Genomic DNA, 17943 nt, shown 5'->3' with positions numbered 1-17943 from the left:
GATCGCCCCTTTTTGCGAGATCGACCCGGGCCGGATGCCTTATCGATTCGAGGCGCAGTCTATTTTCTTGTCTCTTTCTGAAATATCAGAAATGTCTCATTTCCAAGAAACTTAATGGCAGGGGTTTTGGCAGATTTGATTGCTTTCGAAGATCAGTTTTTTGATCTGATGAGAAATACCTTTGATAGCCTTCATGTCTCTTTCATTTATCCAAACGGCACTGACCGGTATGACATGACGAACCGGCGCCGCAAGCACTACGTTCTCGACTCAGTCAATGCCAGCTCCTGCTGTCCGCACGGATATGGAGGTCCTGCCACCAGCGCTCGAAGCCATTGGTAAAATTCACCCCAATAACCGCCACTATCAGGAACCCTGATGAGAGAACTCAGCCTCGACCAGTTGCGCACGCTGGTCACCATCGTCGACCTCGGCACCTTCTCCGCTGCCGCCAATGCGCTGCACCTGGCGCAGCCCACGATCAGCCTGCATGTCAGCGACCTCGAAGAGCGCCTGGGCAGCGCCCTGCTCATGCGCGGCAGCCGTCGCGTACAGGCCACGGCGCTGGGCGCGCTGGTGATCGACCGGGCGCGGCGCCTGTTGCGCGATGCCGACGACCTCCTCGATGTGGCCAGGAAACACGTGGAAGGCAAGGTCGGCCGGGTGCGCCTCGGGACGTCGACGGGCGTGGTGGTCAACCTGCTGCCCCGCGTACTGCGCCAGCTGGAAAACAGCTTCCCCGGCATCGACGTGGAGGTCAACATCATGGGCTCCAACGAGACCATGGCGCGCCTGCAGGAAGGCACGCTCGATATCGGTCTGGTGGCCATCCCCATCCCGACGCCCAAGGAAATCATGATCACCCACTGGCGCAGTGACCGGATGATGGCCTTCCTGCCGGCCACCTGGAAATCGCCCGCCGCCATCAAGCCGAGCTGGCTGATGGACAAGCCCATGATCTTCAACGACGCCACCACGCAGATGTACCGGCTCACCATGGCCTGGTTTGCCGAGGCCGGTGAAAACCCGCGCGCGCGCATCGAACTGAACTACAACGAAGCCATGAAGAGCCTGGTCTCCGCCGGTTACGGCGCGGCCATCCTGCCGCTGGAACAGCCCCTGGCCGCCGAGCTGGACCGCCACAAGGATGTGCGTATCGTGCCGCTGTCGCCGGTGCTCAAGCGCCACATCGGCGTGGCCCATCGCGCCCTCCCCAACCTCGACAAGGCCACCGTGAACGTGCTGGAGACAATACGGCAGTTCCAGCAGACCTGATGCGGCGCGTGGACCGCAGGACGGTGCATTAAACACAGCTTAATGCTCGATTCACCGAGCATTAAGCACAGCGCAATCCCGATCTCCTATAGTCGATGCTCATCGACCTACCCTCTTCAGGAGTTCCCCATGAGCCTGGCCACCCTGCCCACGCCCGCCGCCTTGATCGACATCTCCCGCATGGAGCACAACATCGCCCGCATGCAGCAGCGCATGGATGCGCTGGGCGTGCGCTTCCGTCCGCACGTCAAGACCACCAAGTGCCAGCAGGTGGTGCAGGCGCAACTCCAGGCCGGTGCGCGCGGCATCACCGTTTCCACCCTCAAGGAAGCCGAACAGTTCTTTGCTGCCGGCATTACCGACATCGTCTACGCCGTCGGCATGGCCCCCACCAAGCTGGGCCAGGCGCTGGCGCTGCGCCGCCAGGGCTGCGACCTCAAGATCGTGGCCGACAGCGTGGCCTGCGCCGAAGCCATCGTGGCGTTCGGGCAGGCGCAAGAGGAATGCTTCGAAGTCTGGATTGAAATCGACGTGGATGGCCATCGCTCCGGCATCGCCCCGGAAGACGCCACCCTGCTGGCCGTGGGCAAGGTGCTCCACGCCGGCGGCATGCGTATCGGCGGCGTGATCGCCCATGCCGGCTCCAGCTATGACTACGACAACGACGCCGCCCTCATCGCCGTGGCCGAACAGGAACGCGCCGGATCCGTCCGGGCCGCCGAACGCCTGCGCGAAGCCGGCCTGCCCTGCGAGGTGGTCAGCATCGGCTCGACCCCGACCGCGCTACGCGCCGAACACCTGCAGGGCGTGACCGAAGTACGTGCCGGTGTCTATGCCATGTTCGACCTGGTGATGCACAACGTGGGCGTCAATACCATGGACGAGATCGCCCTGAGCGTGCTGACCACCGTGATCGGCCACCAGCCCGAGAAAGGCTGGGCCATCGTCGATGCAGGATGGATGGCCATGAGTCGCGACCGCGGCACGCAAGGACGCAGGCACGACTTCGGCTATGGCCAGGTCTGTACGGAAGATGGCAAGGTGCTGGAGGGCTACCTCATGAGCGGGGCCAACCAGGAACACGGCATCCTGTCGCGCCAGGGCAGTCCGGATGCGCAGATCGCAGAGCACCTGCCCATCGGTACGCGCCTGCGTATTCTGCCCAACCATGCCTGCGCCACCGGGGCGCAATATCAGGAATACCGGGCCATCGCCGCCGATGGCAGCGTGGCCACCTGGCCGCGCTTCAACGGCTGGTAAGCGCCCCGCCCTTGAGGCCGCTGCCAAACCAGGACTGCGCCAGCGCCACCCAGTAACGCACGCCTTCTTCGATGATGTCGTCGTTGAAGTCGTAGTGCGGGTGGTGCAGCGAATGCGAGGCGCGGTCCTGCGGCGCATTGCCGATCAGGACATAGGTGCCGGGCCGCTCCTCCAGCATGAAACCGAAATCCTCCGAGGTCATGTTGGCCGGGATGCCGGTACGGATGCGTGCATCACCGAAGGTCTGGCGAATCACCCTTTCACAGAAGTCGGTCTCGGCCGGGGTGTTGATGGTGGCCGGGTAGTACTGGAAGAATTCCACCTCGACCTTGGCCCCATAGGCGTCGGCCAGCGCATGGCACATGCGGCGGATGTCTTCCTGCAGCTTCTGCTGCAAGGTGGAGGACAGGGTGCGGATGGTGCCGCGCAATTCGGCGCGGTCCGGGATGACGTTATCCGTATCGCCTGCATGGAACATGCAGACCGAAATGACGGCAGGGTCGACCGGATCCTTGTGGCGCGCGGCGATGGTCTGGCACTGCAAGACCATGGAGCAGGCCAGCGGGATCGGGTCCAGCCCCAGGTGCGGCTGGGCCGCATGGGCGCCCTTGCCGGTGATGGTGATCTTCAGGCGCGAACCGGCAGCCATGATGGGACCGGTGCGCAAACCGAACTGTCCGGCCGGCAAGCCGGGCCAGTTGTGCATGCCGAACACGGCTTCGGTCGGAAACTGCTCGAACAGGCCGTCATCGATCATCTTGCGCGCTCCCGCCCCACCCTCTTCCCCCGGCTGAAAGACGAAGTGCACGCTGCCCGGCAAAATCGGCTGCTGCTTGAGCACGCGTGCCGCGCCCAGCAGCATGACGGTGTGGCCGTCATGGCCGCAGGCGTGCATGATGCCGTGGCTGCACGAGGCGTGCGCAAAGTCATTGGCCTCGACGATGGGCAAGGCATCGAGGTCGGCGCGCAGCACGATCCCGCGTTGCGGATCGCTGCCCGGCAGGCTGGCCACCACGCCGGTGCCGCCCAGGCCGCGCGTGACCTCATAGCCCAGCGCTTGCAGTTCCCGCACTACCACGTCGGCGGTGCGATGCTCCTCGAAACGCAGCTCGGGATGCGCGTGCAGGTCGCGGCGCAGGCCGGCCCAGTGGGCGCGGTGCTGGTGAAAGGTGTCTTGCGGATGTTCGGTGTGTTCCATGATGCTCATGTGTTCATGCCGTCGTGACGGCGGTGATGAAGGCGATCAGGCGTAGTAGCCCAGGATCGATTTCACTTCCATGTATTCCTCCATGCCTTCCACGCCATACTCGCGCCCGTTGCCGGACTGCTTGTAGCCGCCGAAGGGGGCCTGCGGGTCCCAGGCCGGATAGTTCAGGTGCACCTGGCCGGACTGGATGCGGGCGGCCACGGCGCGCACCTGGTCCTTGTCGGTGCCCTGCACGTGCGCGCCCAGGCCATAGACGGTGTCGTTGGCGATGGCGACGGCCTCCTCCACGGTGTCGTAGGGCAGGATGGCCAACACCGGGCCGAAGATTTCTTCCTGGGCGATCACCATGTCGGTATGCACGTCGGAGAAGATCGTGGGCCGGGCATAGTAGCCCTGCTCCAGACCGTCAGGACGTCCGGCACCACCGGCCAGCAGGCGCGCGCCATCCTGCATGCCGGCCTCGATCATCTGCTGCACCCGCAGGAACTGCGCGCGGTTGGCCAGCGGGCCGTGGGTCGTCGCGGCATCGGTGGGGTCGCCCACCTTCATCTGGGCCAGCGTTGCCAGCGCCAGTTCATGCACGCGATCCAGCGCCGCGCGCGGCACGATCAGGCGCGTGGGCGCGCTGCAGGACTGGCCCATGTTGCGGAAAGCGGCCGCCACGCCGGGCGGAATGGCACGTTCCAGGTCCGCATCGGGCAACACCACATTGGGCGACTTGCCGCCCAGCTCCTGGGCCACGCGCTTGACGGTGACGGCTGCGGCCTGCGCCACCAACACGCCGGCGCGGGTGGAACCGGTGATGGAAATCATGTCCACCTGCGGATGCGAGGACATGGCCGCACCGACCTCGGGACCGCTGCCATTGATCAGGTTGAAGACGCCAGCCGGAATGCCGGCCTCATGCACGATCTCGGCAAACAGCAGCGCCGACAGCGGGGAGAGTTCGCTGGGCTTCAACACCACGGTGCAACCGGCGGCCAGTGCCGGGCCAACCTTGGCGGTGATCTGGTAGATCGGCCAGTTCCAGGGCGTGATGAGGGCACAGACCCCAATCGGCTCGCGCACGATGGCCGTGGTGCCGCGCGGACGAATGAAGGGATAGTCCGCCAGGTTGTCGCGCGCCACGCGCAGGTGTTCGGCGGCCAGCGGCACGTGGGCGGTGCGGGCATAGGTGATGGGGGCGCCCATCTCCAGCGTCAGTGCCTGCGCGAACAGCTCGGTACGCTCCACCAGCAGCGCATGCACCCGGCCCAGCAGCGCGGCGCGCTCCAGCGGCGAGGTCGCCGCCCAGGCGGCAAAAGCCCGGCGCGCGGCCTGCACGGCCTGGTCCACATCGGCGGCGTTGCCCAGTGCGATCTCGCAGACGCGTTCCTCCGTGGCCGGCGAGACCACGGCAGCCACTCCCTCGCCTTGCGGGCGCTGCCATTGGCCATCGATGTAGAAGTGATCCAGGCGGCCGTTGCGCTTGAGGTGCGCCAGCGGGGAGACGGTGTCGGTGGAAGCGGTGCGGGTCATGTCGGGTTGTCCTTGTGTCGGGGTTGGTTGCGCGTGCGGCGCAGTGTCACAGCAGTGCCGTGGTCTCCACTTCGACCTGCAGGCCGAAGTGCAGCGCCGGGACCGGCACCACGGCGCGCGCCGGGCGGGCGCTGCCGGCCCAGCGTGCGTAGATCTCGTTGAAGGCAGGCCAGTGCGCCACATCGGTGAGATAGATGCGGACCTGCAGCAGCTTGCCGATGTCGCTGCCGGCCCCGGCGAGTGCGGCTTCCACATTGGCCAGCACCTGCAGGGCCTGGACCTCGAAGCTGGCCTCGGTGAGCTTGTTGCCACTGGCATCGATGGGCAACTGCCCCGAGATGAAGACCATGCCGTTGCCGATGGCGACGTGGCTGTAGTGGCCACCCGGTGTGGCCAGGCCGGTCGGGTTGAGGGTGACGGGGGTGGTGTGTGCGGTGTTGTTCATGATGGGCCAGGCTGAAGTGGAAGGAAGGCCGGTCAGGATAACCGACGCATTTCCTGTGATGGACTGTAGCCAAAACACCTTCAGCGATGTTTAATGTTCGTTCAATTCACCATTAAGAGGTTTTTAATGCTGCAACTCGATGACATGCAGCTGCTGCGTGCCCTGGGCTCGGCCAGTTCGCTGGCCGGTGCTGCCCGCCTGCTCGACCTGACGCCACCGGCGGTGACGGTGCGCCTGCAGCGCATCGAGGACCGCGTCGGCGTGCGCCTGGCCAATCGCGCCGCACGCGGCTTCGCGCTCACCGACGAAGGCCAGCGCCTGGTGCAGGAAGCCATGGACATCCTGGAGCGCATCGAATCCATCACCGCCAGCGTCTCGCGCGAATCGGATCGCGGGGCCGGCGGCAACCTGGCCAACGTCAGCGGTTCGCTGCGCGTGGTCGCACCCTTCGGCTTCGGACGCCGCTACGTGGCACCGCTGATCCGAGATCTGCACCGCAGCCATCCCAAGCTGAACATCTCGCTGCTGCTGGCCGAAAGCCCGCTGGCGGCCTCCACCGGCGCTGATGCCATCATTTCCATCGGACGCGTCAAGGGCTCTTCCTGGGTCGGGCACTTCCTCGCGCCCAATGCGCGCTTCCTGTGTGCCGCGCCGGGGCTGGCCAAACGGATGCAGCGCATCAAGCATCCTTCCGACCTGGCCGAGTATCCCTACCTCAGCCTGCGCGAGAACGACGACGACCTCAGCCGCCTGCGCTTGACGCCCGTCGACAGTGCTGGCCGCCGCACCGGCAAGGCGCTCACGGTCAAGCTCAATGGGGCGCTGTCTTCCAATGACGGCACCATCACGCGCGACTGGGCGCTCGATGGCGAAGGCTTCGTGGCACGTTCCGAATGGGACTGCGCGCATCTGGTGGCCGACGGCAGCCTCAAACGCGTGCTGCCCGGCTGGCAGCTCGATCCCGCGCCCATCATGGCGCTGCTGCCGGGCCGCCAGGGTCTCACGCTGCGCCAGCGCGTCTTCCTCGATGCCGCCAAGCGGGCCTTCCAGCCCGTGCCCTGGCGGCGCTGAACTGCTTCAGAAATCGGCCACCTTGCCCCAGGACGAATCCGAAAAACGACTGGGGTGATAGGGACGCGGATCGACGAGGGGCTCCACACCGCTGGCCAGGTCCGCGATCAGGTGGCCCGCACCCGGCCCGATGCCGAAGCCGTGACCGGAGAAACCGGCCGCCAGGATCAGGCCCGGTGTCTGCGGCAGCTCGCCGATGCCCGGCACGCCATCAGGCGTGCTGTCCACATAACCGGCCCACGTATGCGTGACCTTGGCCTGCGCCAGCTGTGGCAGCAATTCGACGGCGCGGCGATGGGTGGCGCGAATCGAGACCGGATCGGCCGACGCATCCAGGATGCGCATGCGTTCCATGGGCGTGGGCGCATCCATGCGCCAGCGCGACAAGGTCTCATGGCCGCTGCGCCAGGCTTCCAGCCCGCCCGGCGACAGGCTGCGCCAGCGCTTGGCGAACATCGGCAGGAACTGCGGCGAGAAGCGCAGGAACTGCATGGTCGGATCGACCCGCGCCCGGCCGCTGATGGCCAGCGCATACGAGCCATTGCTGCGGCGGGTGACAGCGACGCCCGAGGTGTAGAGCGCACCCGGCAAGGGCTGCTCCATGGGCGCCACGCTCATGATGGATTGCCGCACCGACGCCTGCGGGAAGCGTATCCCCAGCTGATGGCAGAACGACGAAGCCCATGCACCACCGGCCATGACGGCGACCTTGGTCTTGATGACACCGGCTTCGGTGATCACGCCCGAGACGCGGCCACCTTCGGTTTCGATGCCACGTGCGGCGCATTGCTGGATCACGTGACCACCCAGCTTCATGATGGCACGTGCCACGGCAGGTGCCGCCTTGCCCGGGTCGGCGGTGCCGTCGGTGGGCGAGAAGACACCGCCTTTCCAGGCGCGTCCGGTGGCATGGCCGCGTTCAGCAGCCTGCTTGGCATCGAGCATGTAAGTGGTCACGCCGGCGGTCTTGGCGAAGTCGCCCCAGGCTGCCCAGCGGGCGATTTCTTCATCATCGTTGGAGAGATAGAGCAGGCCGCAGCGTGTAAAACCGGTATCTTCGCCAGTCTCGGCGGAGAACTGTTCCCACAGATCGATGCTCTTGGTGGCCATGGGCAGTTCGCGCGCGTCGCGGTTCTGCTGGCGGCACCAGCCCCAGTTGCGGCTGGATTGTTCGGCACCGATGCGGCCCTTCTCGACCACTGCCACCGAGATGCCGCGCTTGGCCAGATAGTAGGCGGTGAAGATACCGATGATGCCGCCACCGATGACGACCACATCGGCCGAGGCCGGGGGAATCGTGGGACTCTGGACCTGTACGAGCGGGGGCGACATTTTACTTGCCTCCTTCGGCCGGCACGGTCTGCACCACGTAGAACTTGGCCACGCGCTGGCTGCTCTCCCAGCCGATGGCCGCACCCAGCGGCACGAAGACGGCATCACCCCGCTCGACGGCCACCACGCTGCCATCGGGTTCGGCAAAGCGCACGCCGCCATCGAGGATGTGCATGAATTCATTGACCGGATGGGCACGCACGATGCGGTGATAAGGGGTGGAATCCCAGGTGCCGATCTTGCAGCCGATGGAGCTTTCATCGATCACGTTGTCGCTGCGGCAGGTGGGTACCTCGCCCAGCAGGATTTCCTTGGGCAGCGAATTGGCCGAGGGCTTGAAATTGGCCTCGGCCACCAGCGGGAACACGCCCGGCTGCACCGGCTGCGGGCAGTCGGCGGCACAGAACACCACCAGCGTGGGCTGTCTGGCCGAAAGACGTACGGTGGCGCCGGTGGCAATGACCACGCCGCTGTCAGGTTTGAGCACCAGGGGCGCGGCGCCTTCGGTTTCGATGGTCAGCTCGCCTTGCACCACCACCAGGGTTTCCTGGTGCGGGAAGCGGGCGATGTCGAGGCTGCCTTCGAAACGCAGGCGGCCTGCGCTCATGCCGCCAATGCCCTGCCAGGCAATCTCGCGCATGGCGGCGAAGGGGTCGGAGGCGCCCAGCGCGCCCGGATGGAATGGGGTGGATACGGGGGTGCCGGAGGCACGGTACAACACCAACGCTGCAGTCATTTTTTCTCCTGTTTCCTTGGGGTGGGCGGGACCGTCCGGCCAGCTCGGCTGGTCTCTTGCAGTCCTGCCCGAATCTCTTCTTCATGTCAGACGATGCTACGGCGCCGGCATGTGGCTGTGATTAATGCTCTTCGAATCCAGCATTAAGCCTGGCTTAATGCTGTGAAGCTGCCTCACCCGCCCGGCTTGGCCAGCCGCCAGGCAGACAGAGGGTGACCACGCGGGGATCAGACCGTGATGCCGTCCACCGGCACCAGCGGCCTCTGCGACTGCTGCAGATCGGCATCCGAGCGGTGACAGAGAATCTCTCCGCCATGTTCCATATTGCGGCGGCGTGGCGGCACCACGTTGCACACACCATCGATGCGCTGCGCACAGCGCGGCAGGAAGGCGCAGATCTCGGGGGAAGGATCGACCGCACCGATGGGCGGCAGCTTGTGCTGGCCGGCGCCGGCCACCTGCTCCAGCCAGCCTTGCTGCATGGCCGGGACCGACGACAGCAGCAGGTGCGAATACGGGTGGTAAGGCGGTGCCATCATCGCTTCGCGCGGACGGTTGGCCACCATGCGGCCGGCATAGAGCACCACGATGTCGTCGCAGATGGCGCGCACGGTACTGATGTCATGGCTGATGAACATGTAGGACACCTGCAGCTCGCGGCGCAGTTCGGCCAGCAGTTCCAGGATGGCGGCGGCCACGACCGTATCCAGCGCCGAGGTCACTTCATCGCACAGGATCAGATCGGGCTTGGCCGCCAGGGCGCGGGCCAGGTTCACGCGCTGCTTCTGACCGCCGGACAGTTCGGCCGGCAGGCGGTCGATCACGCTGGAAGGCAGCTTGACCAGATCCAGCAGTTCGGCCGTACGGCGGCGCATGGCATCACCCTTCAGGCCGTGATAGAAGGACAGCGGACGGTTCAGGATGCGGCCGATGGTATGCGCCGGATTGAGCGCCGTGTCGGCATTCTGGAACACGATCTGCACACGGCGGAATTGTTCGCGGGTGCGGCCTTCGAGCGTGGGCGAGAGATTCTCGCCATCGAGCTGGATGCTGCCGCGCGCCGGCGCGATCATGCCGGCCACGGCACGCGCCAGGGTGGTCTTGCCGGAACCGGATTCGCCGATGATACCCACGGTGCTGCCGCGCTGGATGGTGAGGTTGATGTCGTCCAGGATGCGTACGCCCGGCAGGCCCAGGCGATCCGGCGCACCGTAACCGGCGACCAGGCCGCTGATGCGCAGCAGGGGGGCCTTGGCTTGTGCCGGCACGGTCTCTGGCAGGATCTCGCGCAGTTGCACCACGCGTGCAGCGGGGCAGGCAGCGGCGATCAGGCTTTGCGTATAGGTATCGGCGGGCGCATGCAGCACCTGGCCGGTGCTGCCGACTTCACGCACGGCGCCATCGCGCAGCACGATGATGCGGTCGGCCATCTGCGCCACCACGGCCAGGTCGTGGGAGACGTAGACGGCGGTGGTGCCGATTTCCTTGACCACCTTCTTGAAGGCGCGCAGCACTTCGATCTGGGTGGTCACGTCCAGCGCCGTGGTGGGCTCGTCCAGAATGACCAGCTCCGGGTCGGTGATCAGGGCCATGGCCGCCATCACGCGCTGGAGCTGGCCGCCGGACACCTGGTGCGGATAACGTTCGCCGATCTTGTCGGGGTTCGGCAGGGCCAGTGCGCGGAACAGATCGACCGCCTTGCGCATGGCGCCGGCCTTGTCCATCACGCCGTGCTGCAGGGCACTTTCGATCACCTGGTCCATGAGCGTGCGGGCCGGGTTGAAGGCGGCCGCTGCACTCTGGGCGATGTAAGCCACGTGGTGGCCGCGCATGGCCAGCAGGGCCTTCTCATCCATCTGGTCGATCTGGCGCTGACCGATGCGCACCTGGCCACCGGCAATGTGGCAGCCGGCGCGCGCATAACCCAGCAGGGATAGCGCAATGGTGGTCTTGCCGGAACCGGATTCACCGATGAGGGCCACGACTTCGCCCGGCGCCACGGTGAAGCTGACGTTCTTGACGATCTCGACCTCACTGCCGTCATCCTTGCGGGCATTCACGCGCAGGCCCTGCACCTCCACCAGTGGCCGCTGCGCTGCTGCGCCAGCCGCACCGCCGGCACCGGCGCCGTTTTCCTTGCCGAGGAAGATATCGAATTGCTTCACGGGCTTACTCCTTGGCAGCGCGCTTGCTGCGCAGGTTATCGATCAACAGGTTCACGCCGATGGTCAGCGAGGCAATCGCCAGCGCCGGCATGATCACCGCCAGGGCACCCTCGCCCAGGCCGGAAATGTTTTCGCGTACCAGCGAGCCCCAGTCGGCGTCCGGCGGTTGCACGCCCAGCGAGAGGAAGCTCAGGCCCGACAGCAGCAGCACCACGTAGACGAAGCGCAGACCGAAATCGGCCATCACGGGACGGATCATGTTGGGCAGCATTTCCACCGTCATGATGTACCACACGCCCTCGCCGCGCGCCCGTGCGGCCTGCACGTATTCCATGGCCTGCACGTTGACTGCCAGCGAACGCGCGATGCGGTAGGCGCCGGGCATGTAGGTGATGGCGGCGGTGAGCACCAGCAGGAACATGGAGGAACCGAAGGTGGCCACCATCATCAGCGCGAACATCTTGCTGGGAATGGAGATCAGGGCATCGAGTGCACGGCTGATGACGGCATCGCGCCAGCCGCCCGAGAAGGCCGCGAAGAGCGCGATGGCCGTGCCGGAGAGGCTGGCCACCAGGGTCGACAGCAGGGCCAGGCCGATGGTGGCGCGGGTGCCGAAGAGGATGCGGCTCAACATGTCACGGCCCAGGTAGTCGCTGCCCAGCAGGAACTTGTGGCTCATGCCGGAGAACACGTCGGTATCGACAATGGCGGTAGCGTCATAGGGCGAGAGGCTGGGGCCGATGATGGCCATCAGGATCCAGAAGCCGACGATGGCCATGCCGATCCAGGCCATGGTCGAGTGGCGGCGTACGCGCCTGGCCGGTGCGGTGGCCGCAGCCACAGGCGCGCCGGCTTCGCTGCCGGTAGAGTCGTGGAGAGCTTTCATCGGGTCTTCAACCTTGGATTGGAAACAATGGCCAGCACATCGGCGGTGAGCACCAGCAGCAGGTAGCCGGCGCAGAAGATCATGGAACAGGCTTGCACCAGCGGCATGTCGCGGGTGGTCACGGCATCGATCATCAAGGTGGCGATGCCGGGGTAATTGAAGATGCTTTCGACGATGATGACACCGCCCAGCAGGTAGGACAGGCTCAGCGCCACCGCATTGGCAATCGGCCCGATGGCGTTGGGCAAGGCATGGCGCAGCACGATGCGGGTGCGCTTGACACCTTTCAACAAGGCCATCTCGGCGTAGGACGAACGCAACTGGTCGATCACGGCGGCGCGCGTCATGCGCGTCATCTGGGCCACGATCACGCAGCACAGGGTCAGCACCGGCATGGCATAGGCCTTGACGAAGGCACCCAGGGTGTCTGCATCGCCCACATGCGACAGGGCCGAGAGCCAGCGCAGCTTGACCGCGAAGATCATCACGGCCACGGTGGCCACCAGAAATTCCGGCACCGACACCATCGATACCGCACTGACGTTGACGGCGCGATCAAAGAAGGAACCGCGATACATGGCCGAGAAGATGCCCAGGAACAGCGCCAGCGGCACCGACACCAGGGCCGTCACGGCGGCCAGCATGAGCGAGGCCGGCAGGCGGCCGCCAATCATCTGCGCCACCGGCACATTGTTGACCAGTGACATGCCGGGATTTCCTGACAGCAGATTGCCCAGCCAGTGCGCGTAACGCACCGGGGCCGGCAGATCCAGACCATATTGCAGGCGCAGTGCGGCCACCGTCTCGGGCGTGGCCGCCTGGCCCAGCGCGGTCTGGGCGGCGTCGCCCGGCAACAGGTTGGTGATGAAGAATATGCCGGCCGAGACCAGCAGCAGCGTCAGCACCGCCTGCAGGAGGCGACGCACGATCAGACGCAGGACCATTCCATTCATAGCTTTCCTCGGTAACGAGTGGCGGGGCCGGCCATCAAGATGGACCGGTCCCGCGCGACTTCCACTGACAGCGTGCGTCAGGCGTGAGACTTTCCCGTACTCACGCGTCCAGCCAGACGTACTCGGCGCAGGTGTAGTTCATGAACGCACCCAGCGGCACCGGATCGATGCCCTTGACCTTGGTGCTCATGCCTTCCAGATTGATGATGAAGACCGGGATGCCCAGGCCGCACTTCTCGTGGATCATGGTCTGCAGGTCGGCATACATGGCTTTGCGCTTGGTGAAATCGGTCTCGCCGCGGGCGGCCACCACCAACTGGTCGAACTGCGGATTCTTCCAGCCCGATTCGTTCCACTGTGCATCCGACTTGAAAAACTGCGTGAGCAGGATGTCGGCGCTGGGGCGCGGATTGATGTTGCCGAAGCCGACCGGCACCTTCATCCACTGATTGGACCAGTAACCATCGGCAGGCACGCGCTTGACATCCAGTTTCAGCCCGATCTTGGCGGCGCTCTGCTGCATCAGCACGGCCATGTCGACCGAACCGGTGGCGGCCACCGAGGCCACGATGGGGATGGTGCTGCCCAGCACGCCGGCCTTCTCCAGGTGGAACTTGGCCTTGTCCGGATCGTAGGGACGCTGCGGCAGGCCGGCGAAGTAGAAGCGGTTGGTCGGGTCGATCGGCTGGTCGTTGGCGGTGACGGCATAGCCACGGAAGGCGGCCATCTTGATCTGTTCGCGGTCCAGCAGGTACTTCATGCCCAGGGTGAAGTCCATGCTGTTGCCCGGTGCCTGGTCCTGGCGGATGACCAGGTCGGTGTACTGACCCGACTTGGTTTCCATGACGGTGTAGCCCGGGGTGCCCTTGACGCGGCCGGTGGAGCGGGCGTTGACGTCGTTGATCCAGTGCACGTCGCCGGAGAGCAGCGCATTGACGCGCGCGGCTTCGTCGGGGATGCCGAACAGTTCGACTTCGTCCAGGTAGGGCAGGCCCGGCTTCCAGTAATTCTCGTTGCGTACGCCGATGGTGCGCACGCCCGGGGTGAATTCCTTGAGCTTGAAGGCGCCGGTCCCGTTGGGGGTGCTGAAGTTGGTGGTGCCATCGCGGATGATGAGGAACTGCGCGGTGGCCAGGATCACCGGCAGGTCGGCGTTGGCGCTGGTGAGCTTGATCTGGACTTCGTTGGGGCCGGTGGCCTTGACCGACTCGAACTGGTCGGCCACGACCTTGACCTTGGACGCGGTGGCCGGATCCTTGTGGCGCATGATGGAATAGACCACGTCAGCCGGGGTGAACGGCTTGCCGTCGTGGAAGACCACGCCCTTCCTCAGCTTGACGGTCCAGGTGATGGCGTCGGTGGTCAGCATTTCTTCGGCCAGCACCATTTGCGGCGCGAGCTTGCCATCGAGCTTGGTCAGGCCGTTGTAGAACATGTGCACCCGGGTGTAGTCGGTGGAGTGCGCGGTCTTGGCCGGGTCGAGTGTGTCAGCGGTGGAGCTGGTCTGGGTAGCGATGCGCATCTTGCCGCCGCGCTTGCCGGTCTGCGCCATGACGCTGCCGCTGGCGGTCAACAGGCCCGTGCCGCCAACCGTCATGAGGCTGCCAGCCAGCAGGGTACGCATCATGTCGCGGCGGGTGAAGCCGCCCTGCACGTGTTCCAGCGCGTCGCCGGTGATGATGGAACCCTCTTGGGGGTGATGTCCGTTTTCCTGCTTGCTCATGAAATGCCTCACGATAAAAGTTCAACCACGAAGACCACTGGTCTGCTTTGCCGTCTGCGTTTTGCAGATCCCTCCGGAGAGCAGACCGCCTGTTGGTCCCGCCACACTCCTCGCAACATTGATACCAGGGCGGGAGCACGCCGGGGAAATGCGAGAACTGCGCGGGAGCCTTGCGCTCCCGCCGTCCCCTGTCTTACAGACCGAGTACGCCCGGCAGGCCGGAGATATCCTTGATCTCGGTGTAGCCGTAGTGCGGGGTCGAGGGCTCATGACCACGGGCCACGAAGACCTTGTTCTTGATGCCCATGTCGGAAGCCGGCATGAGGTCGTAGCGCAGGCTGGAAGAAACGTGCAGCACGTCTTCCGGATTGCAGTTCAGGTTGTCCAGCATGTACTCGAAGGCGCGCAGGCGCGGCTTGTAGGCTTGGGCCTGCTGGGCGGTGAAGACCTTGTGGAAGGGTGCGCCCAGTTGCTCGACGTTGTGCATGATCTGGCTGTCGTCGGCATTGGAGAAGATCACCAGCGGGAATTCCTTGGCCACCTTGGAGAGGCCCGCCGGTACGTCGGCGTGCGGACCCCAGGTCGGCACGGCCTTGTAGAAGGCACCGGTTTCCTCGTCATTGGTCTTGATGCCCCAACGTTCACAGGTGCGGGTGATGGCGTTCTTGCAGACCTGTTCGTAGGGCTTCCACTGGTCCAGAACTTCATCCAGGCGGTACGCCGCGAACTGGCGCAGGAAGAACGGCATGTCTTCGGCCGAGACACGGTCGGCATAGATCTTCTGGGCGGTTTCCGACATCTGGAAACGGGTCAGGGTGCCGTAGCAATCGAAGGTAATGAACTTGGGCTTGAAAATGCTCATGAAAAATCGTCCTGTCAAAAATGGGGGGGCGCATCACCTGTCGGCCCTGCGCTGGATGCTGCTTGCTTGCGGGATTGCGGGTCAGTGCATGAGAAGGATTACAACATAGCGAAACCTGCGGTTTATTCCTTTTTGACCGGGCCGCGAAACAGAAATATGTGTTTTCGGCGGTCCAATCAGCATAGCTTGCCGAGCAGTGCAGCAATGCGAGTCGGGTGCGCCGCTTTGGGGCATTTTCACCAAGCTGGTGCGAATCGTGTCCGCCCGCCGGTCCGTCTCCGGGGCTGCATTCGTACAGGCCGTTCATCATCGGCACCGGCCTGCACGCCTCGCTGCACTGCCTGGGCAGAGCCTGCGGGGCTGCACCATGCTACTGCCGATGGCGCCCAATTTTGTGCCGAGAAGAGGGGGCAGATCGCCATAAGATTGCGAATTGGCGGGTCCGAAGACCGCCGCTCTGTGCCGCACCGGGTGCATCATCGCTGGGGTAGCGTTGCGGGCCCGGCCTGCGGACAGGCTCGGCAACGCAAGAAGGCTGGAAGACAGAAACCATTTATATGATTTGGCGGAGCAGGGTCGATCTACCCCGGACTTCATCCGCCTCGCCACCGTATCGACAAGGACACGCTGCATGACCACCGAAAGCACACTCCCGGCCAGTGAGGCCATCCAGACCACCCTGCGTCCCATGCGCCCGGAGGACCTGCCCAGTTGCCACGCCATGAGTCTGCACCTGTACTGGCCGCATCGACTGGCCGACTGGCAGTTCCATCATCAGGTCAGCAGCAGTTGGGCAGTCGAACTGGAACAGCCCGATGGCACGCGCAGCGTGGCCGGCAGCGGCATGCTCTGTCCGCTGGGTGAGGACTACGCCTCGCTGGGTCTGGTCATCATCACCGATGCCCTGCAAGGCCGGGGCCTGGGCCGTGCCATGATGCAGCGCCTGCTGCAGGACGCCGGGGCGCGCAATGTCATCCTCAATGCCACCGAGGCCGGACGCCCGCTCTATGAAAAGCTGGGCTTTGTCGTCACCGATACCCTGAGCCAGCACCAGAGCACCACCGCACGGGCCACCCCGGTGCTGGCGCCGGATGCCCGCATCCGTGCGCTGCGCAAGGAGGAATTGCCGCTCCTGCTGGCGCTGGATCGTCAGGCCAGCGGCATGGACCGCAGCGCCCTGCTGGAGCCGCTGCTGGCAAGCTCGGAAGTGGCCGTGCTGGAACAGGCGGGCCAGGTCAAGGGCGTGGCCTATCTGCGCGAGTTCGGTCGTGGCCGCGTGATCGGTCCGGTCATCGCCAGCAATGTGGAGGATGCCAAGACACTCATCGCCCATTGGGTCAACGCCTGTCCGGGCGCCTATCTGCGCATCGACGTGCCGGGTCGTACCGGACTCAAGCCCTGGCTGGAGGAGATCGGCCTGACCTGCGTGGACAACGTGGTCAGCATGTGCCGTGGCACCCCGCCCGCACCTGCGACACAGTGGCGCACCTATTCCATGATCAACCAGGCACTGGGCTGAACGGCCCCGACAAGACCACCATGACTTTTCTCTACAAGGCCGATCCGGTACGCGGCGCCGAATGGGCGCAACTGTTTGCCGAGAAGGCACCCGAACTGCCCTTCCAGATCTGGCCACATGAAGGCGATGGCGCCAGCGTGCGCTATCTGGCCGCATGGACGCCGCCGGACGATATCGCGCAACGCTTTCCCAACCTGGAAATCCTGTTCTCGGTGGGGGCCGGCATCGACCAGTTCGACATGTCCACCCTGCCGCCGGAGCTGCCCGTGGTGCGCATGACCGAGCCCGGCATTGCCGCCGGCATGGTGCAGTACGTGACGCACGCCGTGCTGGGCCTGCATCGCGACAGCCGCATTTACGCGCGCCAGCAGCGCGACCAGGTATGGCGCGCCCATCGCGTGCGCCCGGCCTCGGCCTGCCGCGTGGGCGTGCTGGGACTGGGCATGCTGGGTCGCGCAGCGCTGCAGCAGTTGCACGGGCTGGGCTTTCCCTGCGCAGGATGGAGCCGTTCGGCGCACCAGATGGACGGCATCGATTGCTACAGCGGCAGCGATGGCCTGCGCGACTTCCTGGCCCGCACCGATGTGCTGGTGTGTCTGGTGCCGCTGACCGAGGACACGCGCGGCCTGCTCAATGGCGCGCTGTTTGCGCAATTGCCGCGCGGAGCCGCCCTGGTCAACGTCGGACGCGGCGGCCATCTGGTGGAAGACGATCTGCTGGCCGCCTTGAATGACGGCCAGTTGAGCGCCGCCGTACTGGACGTGTGCGAGACCGAACCCTTGCCGCAGGGCCACCCGTTCTGGACGCATCCCGACATCGTGCTCACGCCCCACATCGCCAGCATGACCCAGCCCGATGGCGCCGTCGATGCGGTGCTGGAGAACCTGCGCCGCCATCGCGCGGGCCTGCCCCTGTTGGGCCTGATCGACCGCCGGCGCGGTTACTGAGTCCAACTGCCCCCGACCGGAGATGCCGCATGGCAAACAAAATG

Annotated in this window: 15 protein-coding genes; 5 read left to right on the top strand and 10 right to left on the bottom strand. The window is 65.2% G+C overall.

Features of this window, described 5'->3' with window-relative positions; genetic code table 11:
• The first annotated feature begins 378 nt into the window (after positions 1 to 378).
• A complete protein-coding gene (locus HNO82_RS20215; protein ID WP_175344906.1) occupies positions 379 to 1275 on the top strand; it encodes a LysR family transcriptional regulator in 897 nt (298 codons plus the stop codon).
• A 129-nt stretch (positions 1276 to 1404) separates the two neighbouring features.
• Positions 1405 to 2535: a DSD1 family PLP-dependent enzyme gene (locus tag HNO82_RS20210; RefSeq protein ID WP_175344905.1), complete on the top strand. Its 1131-nt coding sequence runs from the start codon at positions 1405 to 1407 to the stop codon at positions 2533 to 2535.
• On the opposite strand, the gene HNO82_RS20205 is transcribed toward HNO82_RS20210, so the two are convergent.
• The 3 genes from HNO82_RS20205 to HNO82_RS20195 are packed head-to-tail and all read right to left on the bottom strand — an operon-like array spanning position 2522 to position 5705.
• Positions 2522 to 3733 (bottom strand): M20 aminoacylase family protein, encoded by a 1212-nt coding sequence (locus HNO82_RS20205; protein WP_175344907.1) that lies wholly within the window; start codon positions 3731 to 3733, stop codon positions 2522 to 2524. The genes HNO82_RS20210 and HNO82_RS20205 overlap by 14 nt on opposite strands.
• A 45-nt stretch (positions 3734 to 3778) precedes the next feature.
• Positions 3779 to 5260, bottom strand: a complete 1482-nt coding sequence (locus HNO82_RS20200; protein ID WP_175344904.1) for an aldehyde dehydrogenase family protein — start codon at positions 5258 to 5260, stop codon at positions 3779 to 3781.
• A gap of 46 nt (positions 5261 to 5306) precedes the next feature.
• The gene (locus HNO82_RS20195; RefSeq protein ID WP_175344903.1) at positions 5307 to 5705 is read right to left on the bottom strand and encodes a RidA family protein; all 399 of its coding nucleotides are present in this window, start codon (positions 5703 to 5705) and stop codon (positions 5307 to 5309) included.
• Positions 5706 to 5831: 126 nt separating this feature from the next.
• Here HNO82_RS20195 and HNO82_RS20190 point away from each other — a divergent pair, with 126 nt between their 5' ends.
• The gene (locus HNO82_RS20190) at positions 5832 to 6776 is read left to right on the top strand and encodes a LysR family transcriptional regulator (protein ID WP_175344902.1); all 945 of its coding nucleotides are present in this window, start codon (positions 5832 to 5834) and stop codon (positions 6774 to 6776) included.
• A gap of 6 nt (positions 6777 to 6782) precedes the next feature.
• On the opposite strand, the gene HNO82_RS20185 is transcribed toward HNO82_RS20190, so the two are convergent.
• The 7 genes from HNO82_RS20185 to HNO82_RS20155 all read right to left on the bottom strand — a co-directional run bounded on the left by HNO82_RS20185 (position 6783) and on the right by HNO82_RS20155 (position 15433).
• Entirely contained in the window at positions 6783 to 8108 is a 1326-nt protein-coding gene (locus tag HNO82_RS20185) for an NAD(P)/FAD-dependent oxidoreductase (RefSeq protein ID WP_175344901.1), read from the bottom strand.
• 1 nt (position 8109) lies between these two features.
• On the bottom strand, positions 8110 to 8844 hold the full coding sequence (locus HNO82_RS20180; protein WP_175344900.1) for a cupin domain-containing protein: 735 nt from the start codon (positions 8842 to 8844) through the stop codon (positions 8110 to 8112).
• Between the two features lie 227 nt (positions 8845 to 9071).
• Positions 9072 to 11009 carry an ABC transporter ATP-binding protein gene (locus HNO82_RS20175; RefSeq protein ID WP_175344899.1) on the bottom strand — a complete coding sequence of 646 codons (1938 nt, stop codon included), beginning with the start codon at positions 11007 to 11009 and terminating at the stop codon, positions 9072 to 9074.
• A 4-nt stretch (positions 11010 to 11013) separates the two neighbouring features.
• On the bottom strand, positions 11014 to 11895 hold the full coding sequence (locus HNO82_RS20170) for an ABC transporter permease (RefSeq protein ID WP_034349852.1): 882 nt from the start codon (positions 11893 to 11895) through the stop codon (positions 11014 to 11016).
• On the bottom strand, positions 11892 to 12848 hold the full coding sequence (locus tag HNO82_RS20165) for an ABC transporter permease (RefSeq protein ID WP_008326288.1): 957 nt from the start codon (positions 12846 to 12848) through the stop codon (positions 11892 to 11894). The genes HNO82_RS20170 and HNO82_RS20165 overlap by 4 nt, the downstream gene beginning before the upstream one ends.
• 100 nt (positions 12849 to 12948) lie before the next feature.
• A complete protein-coding gene (locus tag HNO82_RS20160) occupies positions 12949 to 14571 on the bottom strand; it encodes an ABC transporter substrate-binding protein (RefSeq protein WP_175344898.1) in 1623 nt (540 codons plus the stop codon).
• A 193-nt stretch (positions 14572 to 14764) separates the two neighbouring features.
• The gene (locus HNO82_RS20155; protein ID WP_008326284.1) at positions 14765 to 15433 is read right to left on the bottom strand and encodes a haloacid dehalogenase type II; all 669 of its coding nucleotides are present in this window, start codon (positions 15431 to 15433) and stop codon (positions 14765 to 14767) included.
• Between the two features lie 631 nt (positions 15434 to 16064).
• On the opposite strand from HNO82_RS20155, the gene HNO82_RS20150 reads away from it, so the two are divergent.
• Both HNO82_RS20150 and HNO82_RS20145 read left to right on the top strand, forming a co-directional pair.
• Complete coding sequence (locus tag HNO82_RS20150; RefSeq protein ID WP_008326282.1) at positions 16065 to 16952, top strand: GNAT family N-acetyltransferase; 888 nt, start codon at positions 16065 to 16067, stop codon at positions 16950 to 16952.
• A gap of 20 nt (positions 16953 to 16972) precedes the next feature.
• The gene (locus tag HNO82_RS20145; protein WP_175344897.1) at positions 16973 to 17899 is read left to right on the top strand and encodes a 2-hydroxyacid dehydrogenase; all 927 of its coding nucleotides are present in this window, start codon (positions 16973 to 16975) and stop codon (positions 17897 to 17899) included.
• Positions 17900 to 17943: the final 44 nt, after the last annotated feature.

This window comes from Herbaspirillum sp. C9C3, assembly GCF_013359625.1.
Taxonomy (GTDB): Bacteria; Pseudomonadota; Gammaproteobacteria; order Burkholderiales; family Burkholderiaceae_D; genus Herbaspirillum.
This window is presented reverse-complemented; position numbering and strand designations above follow the sequence as displayed.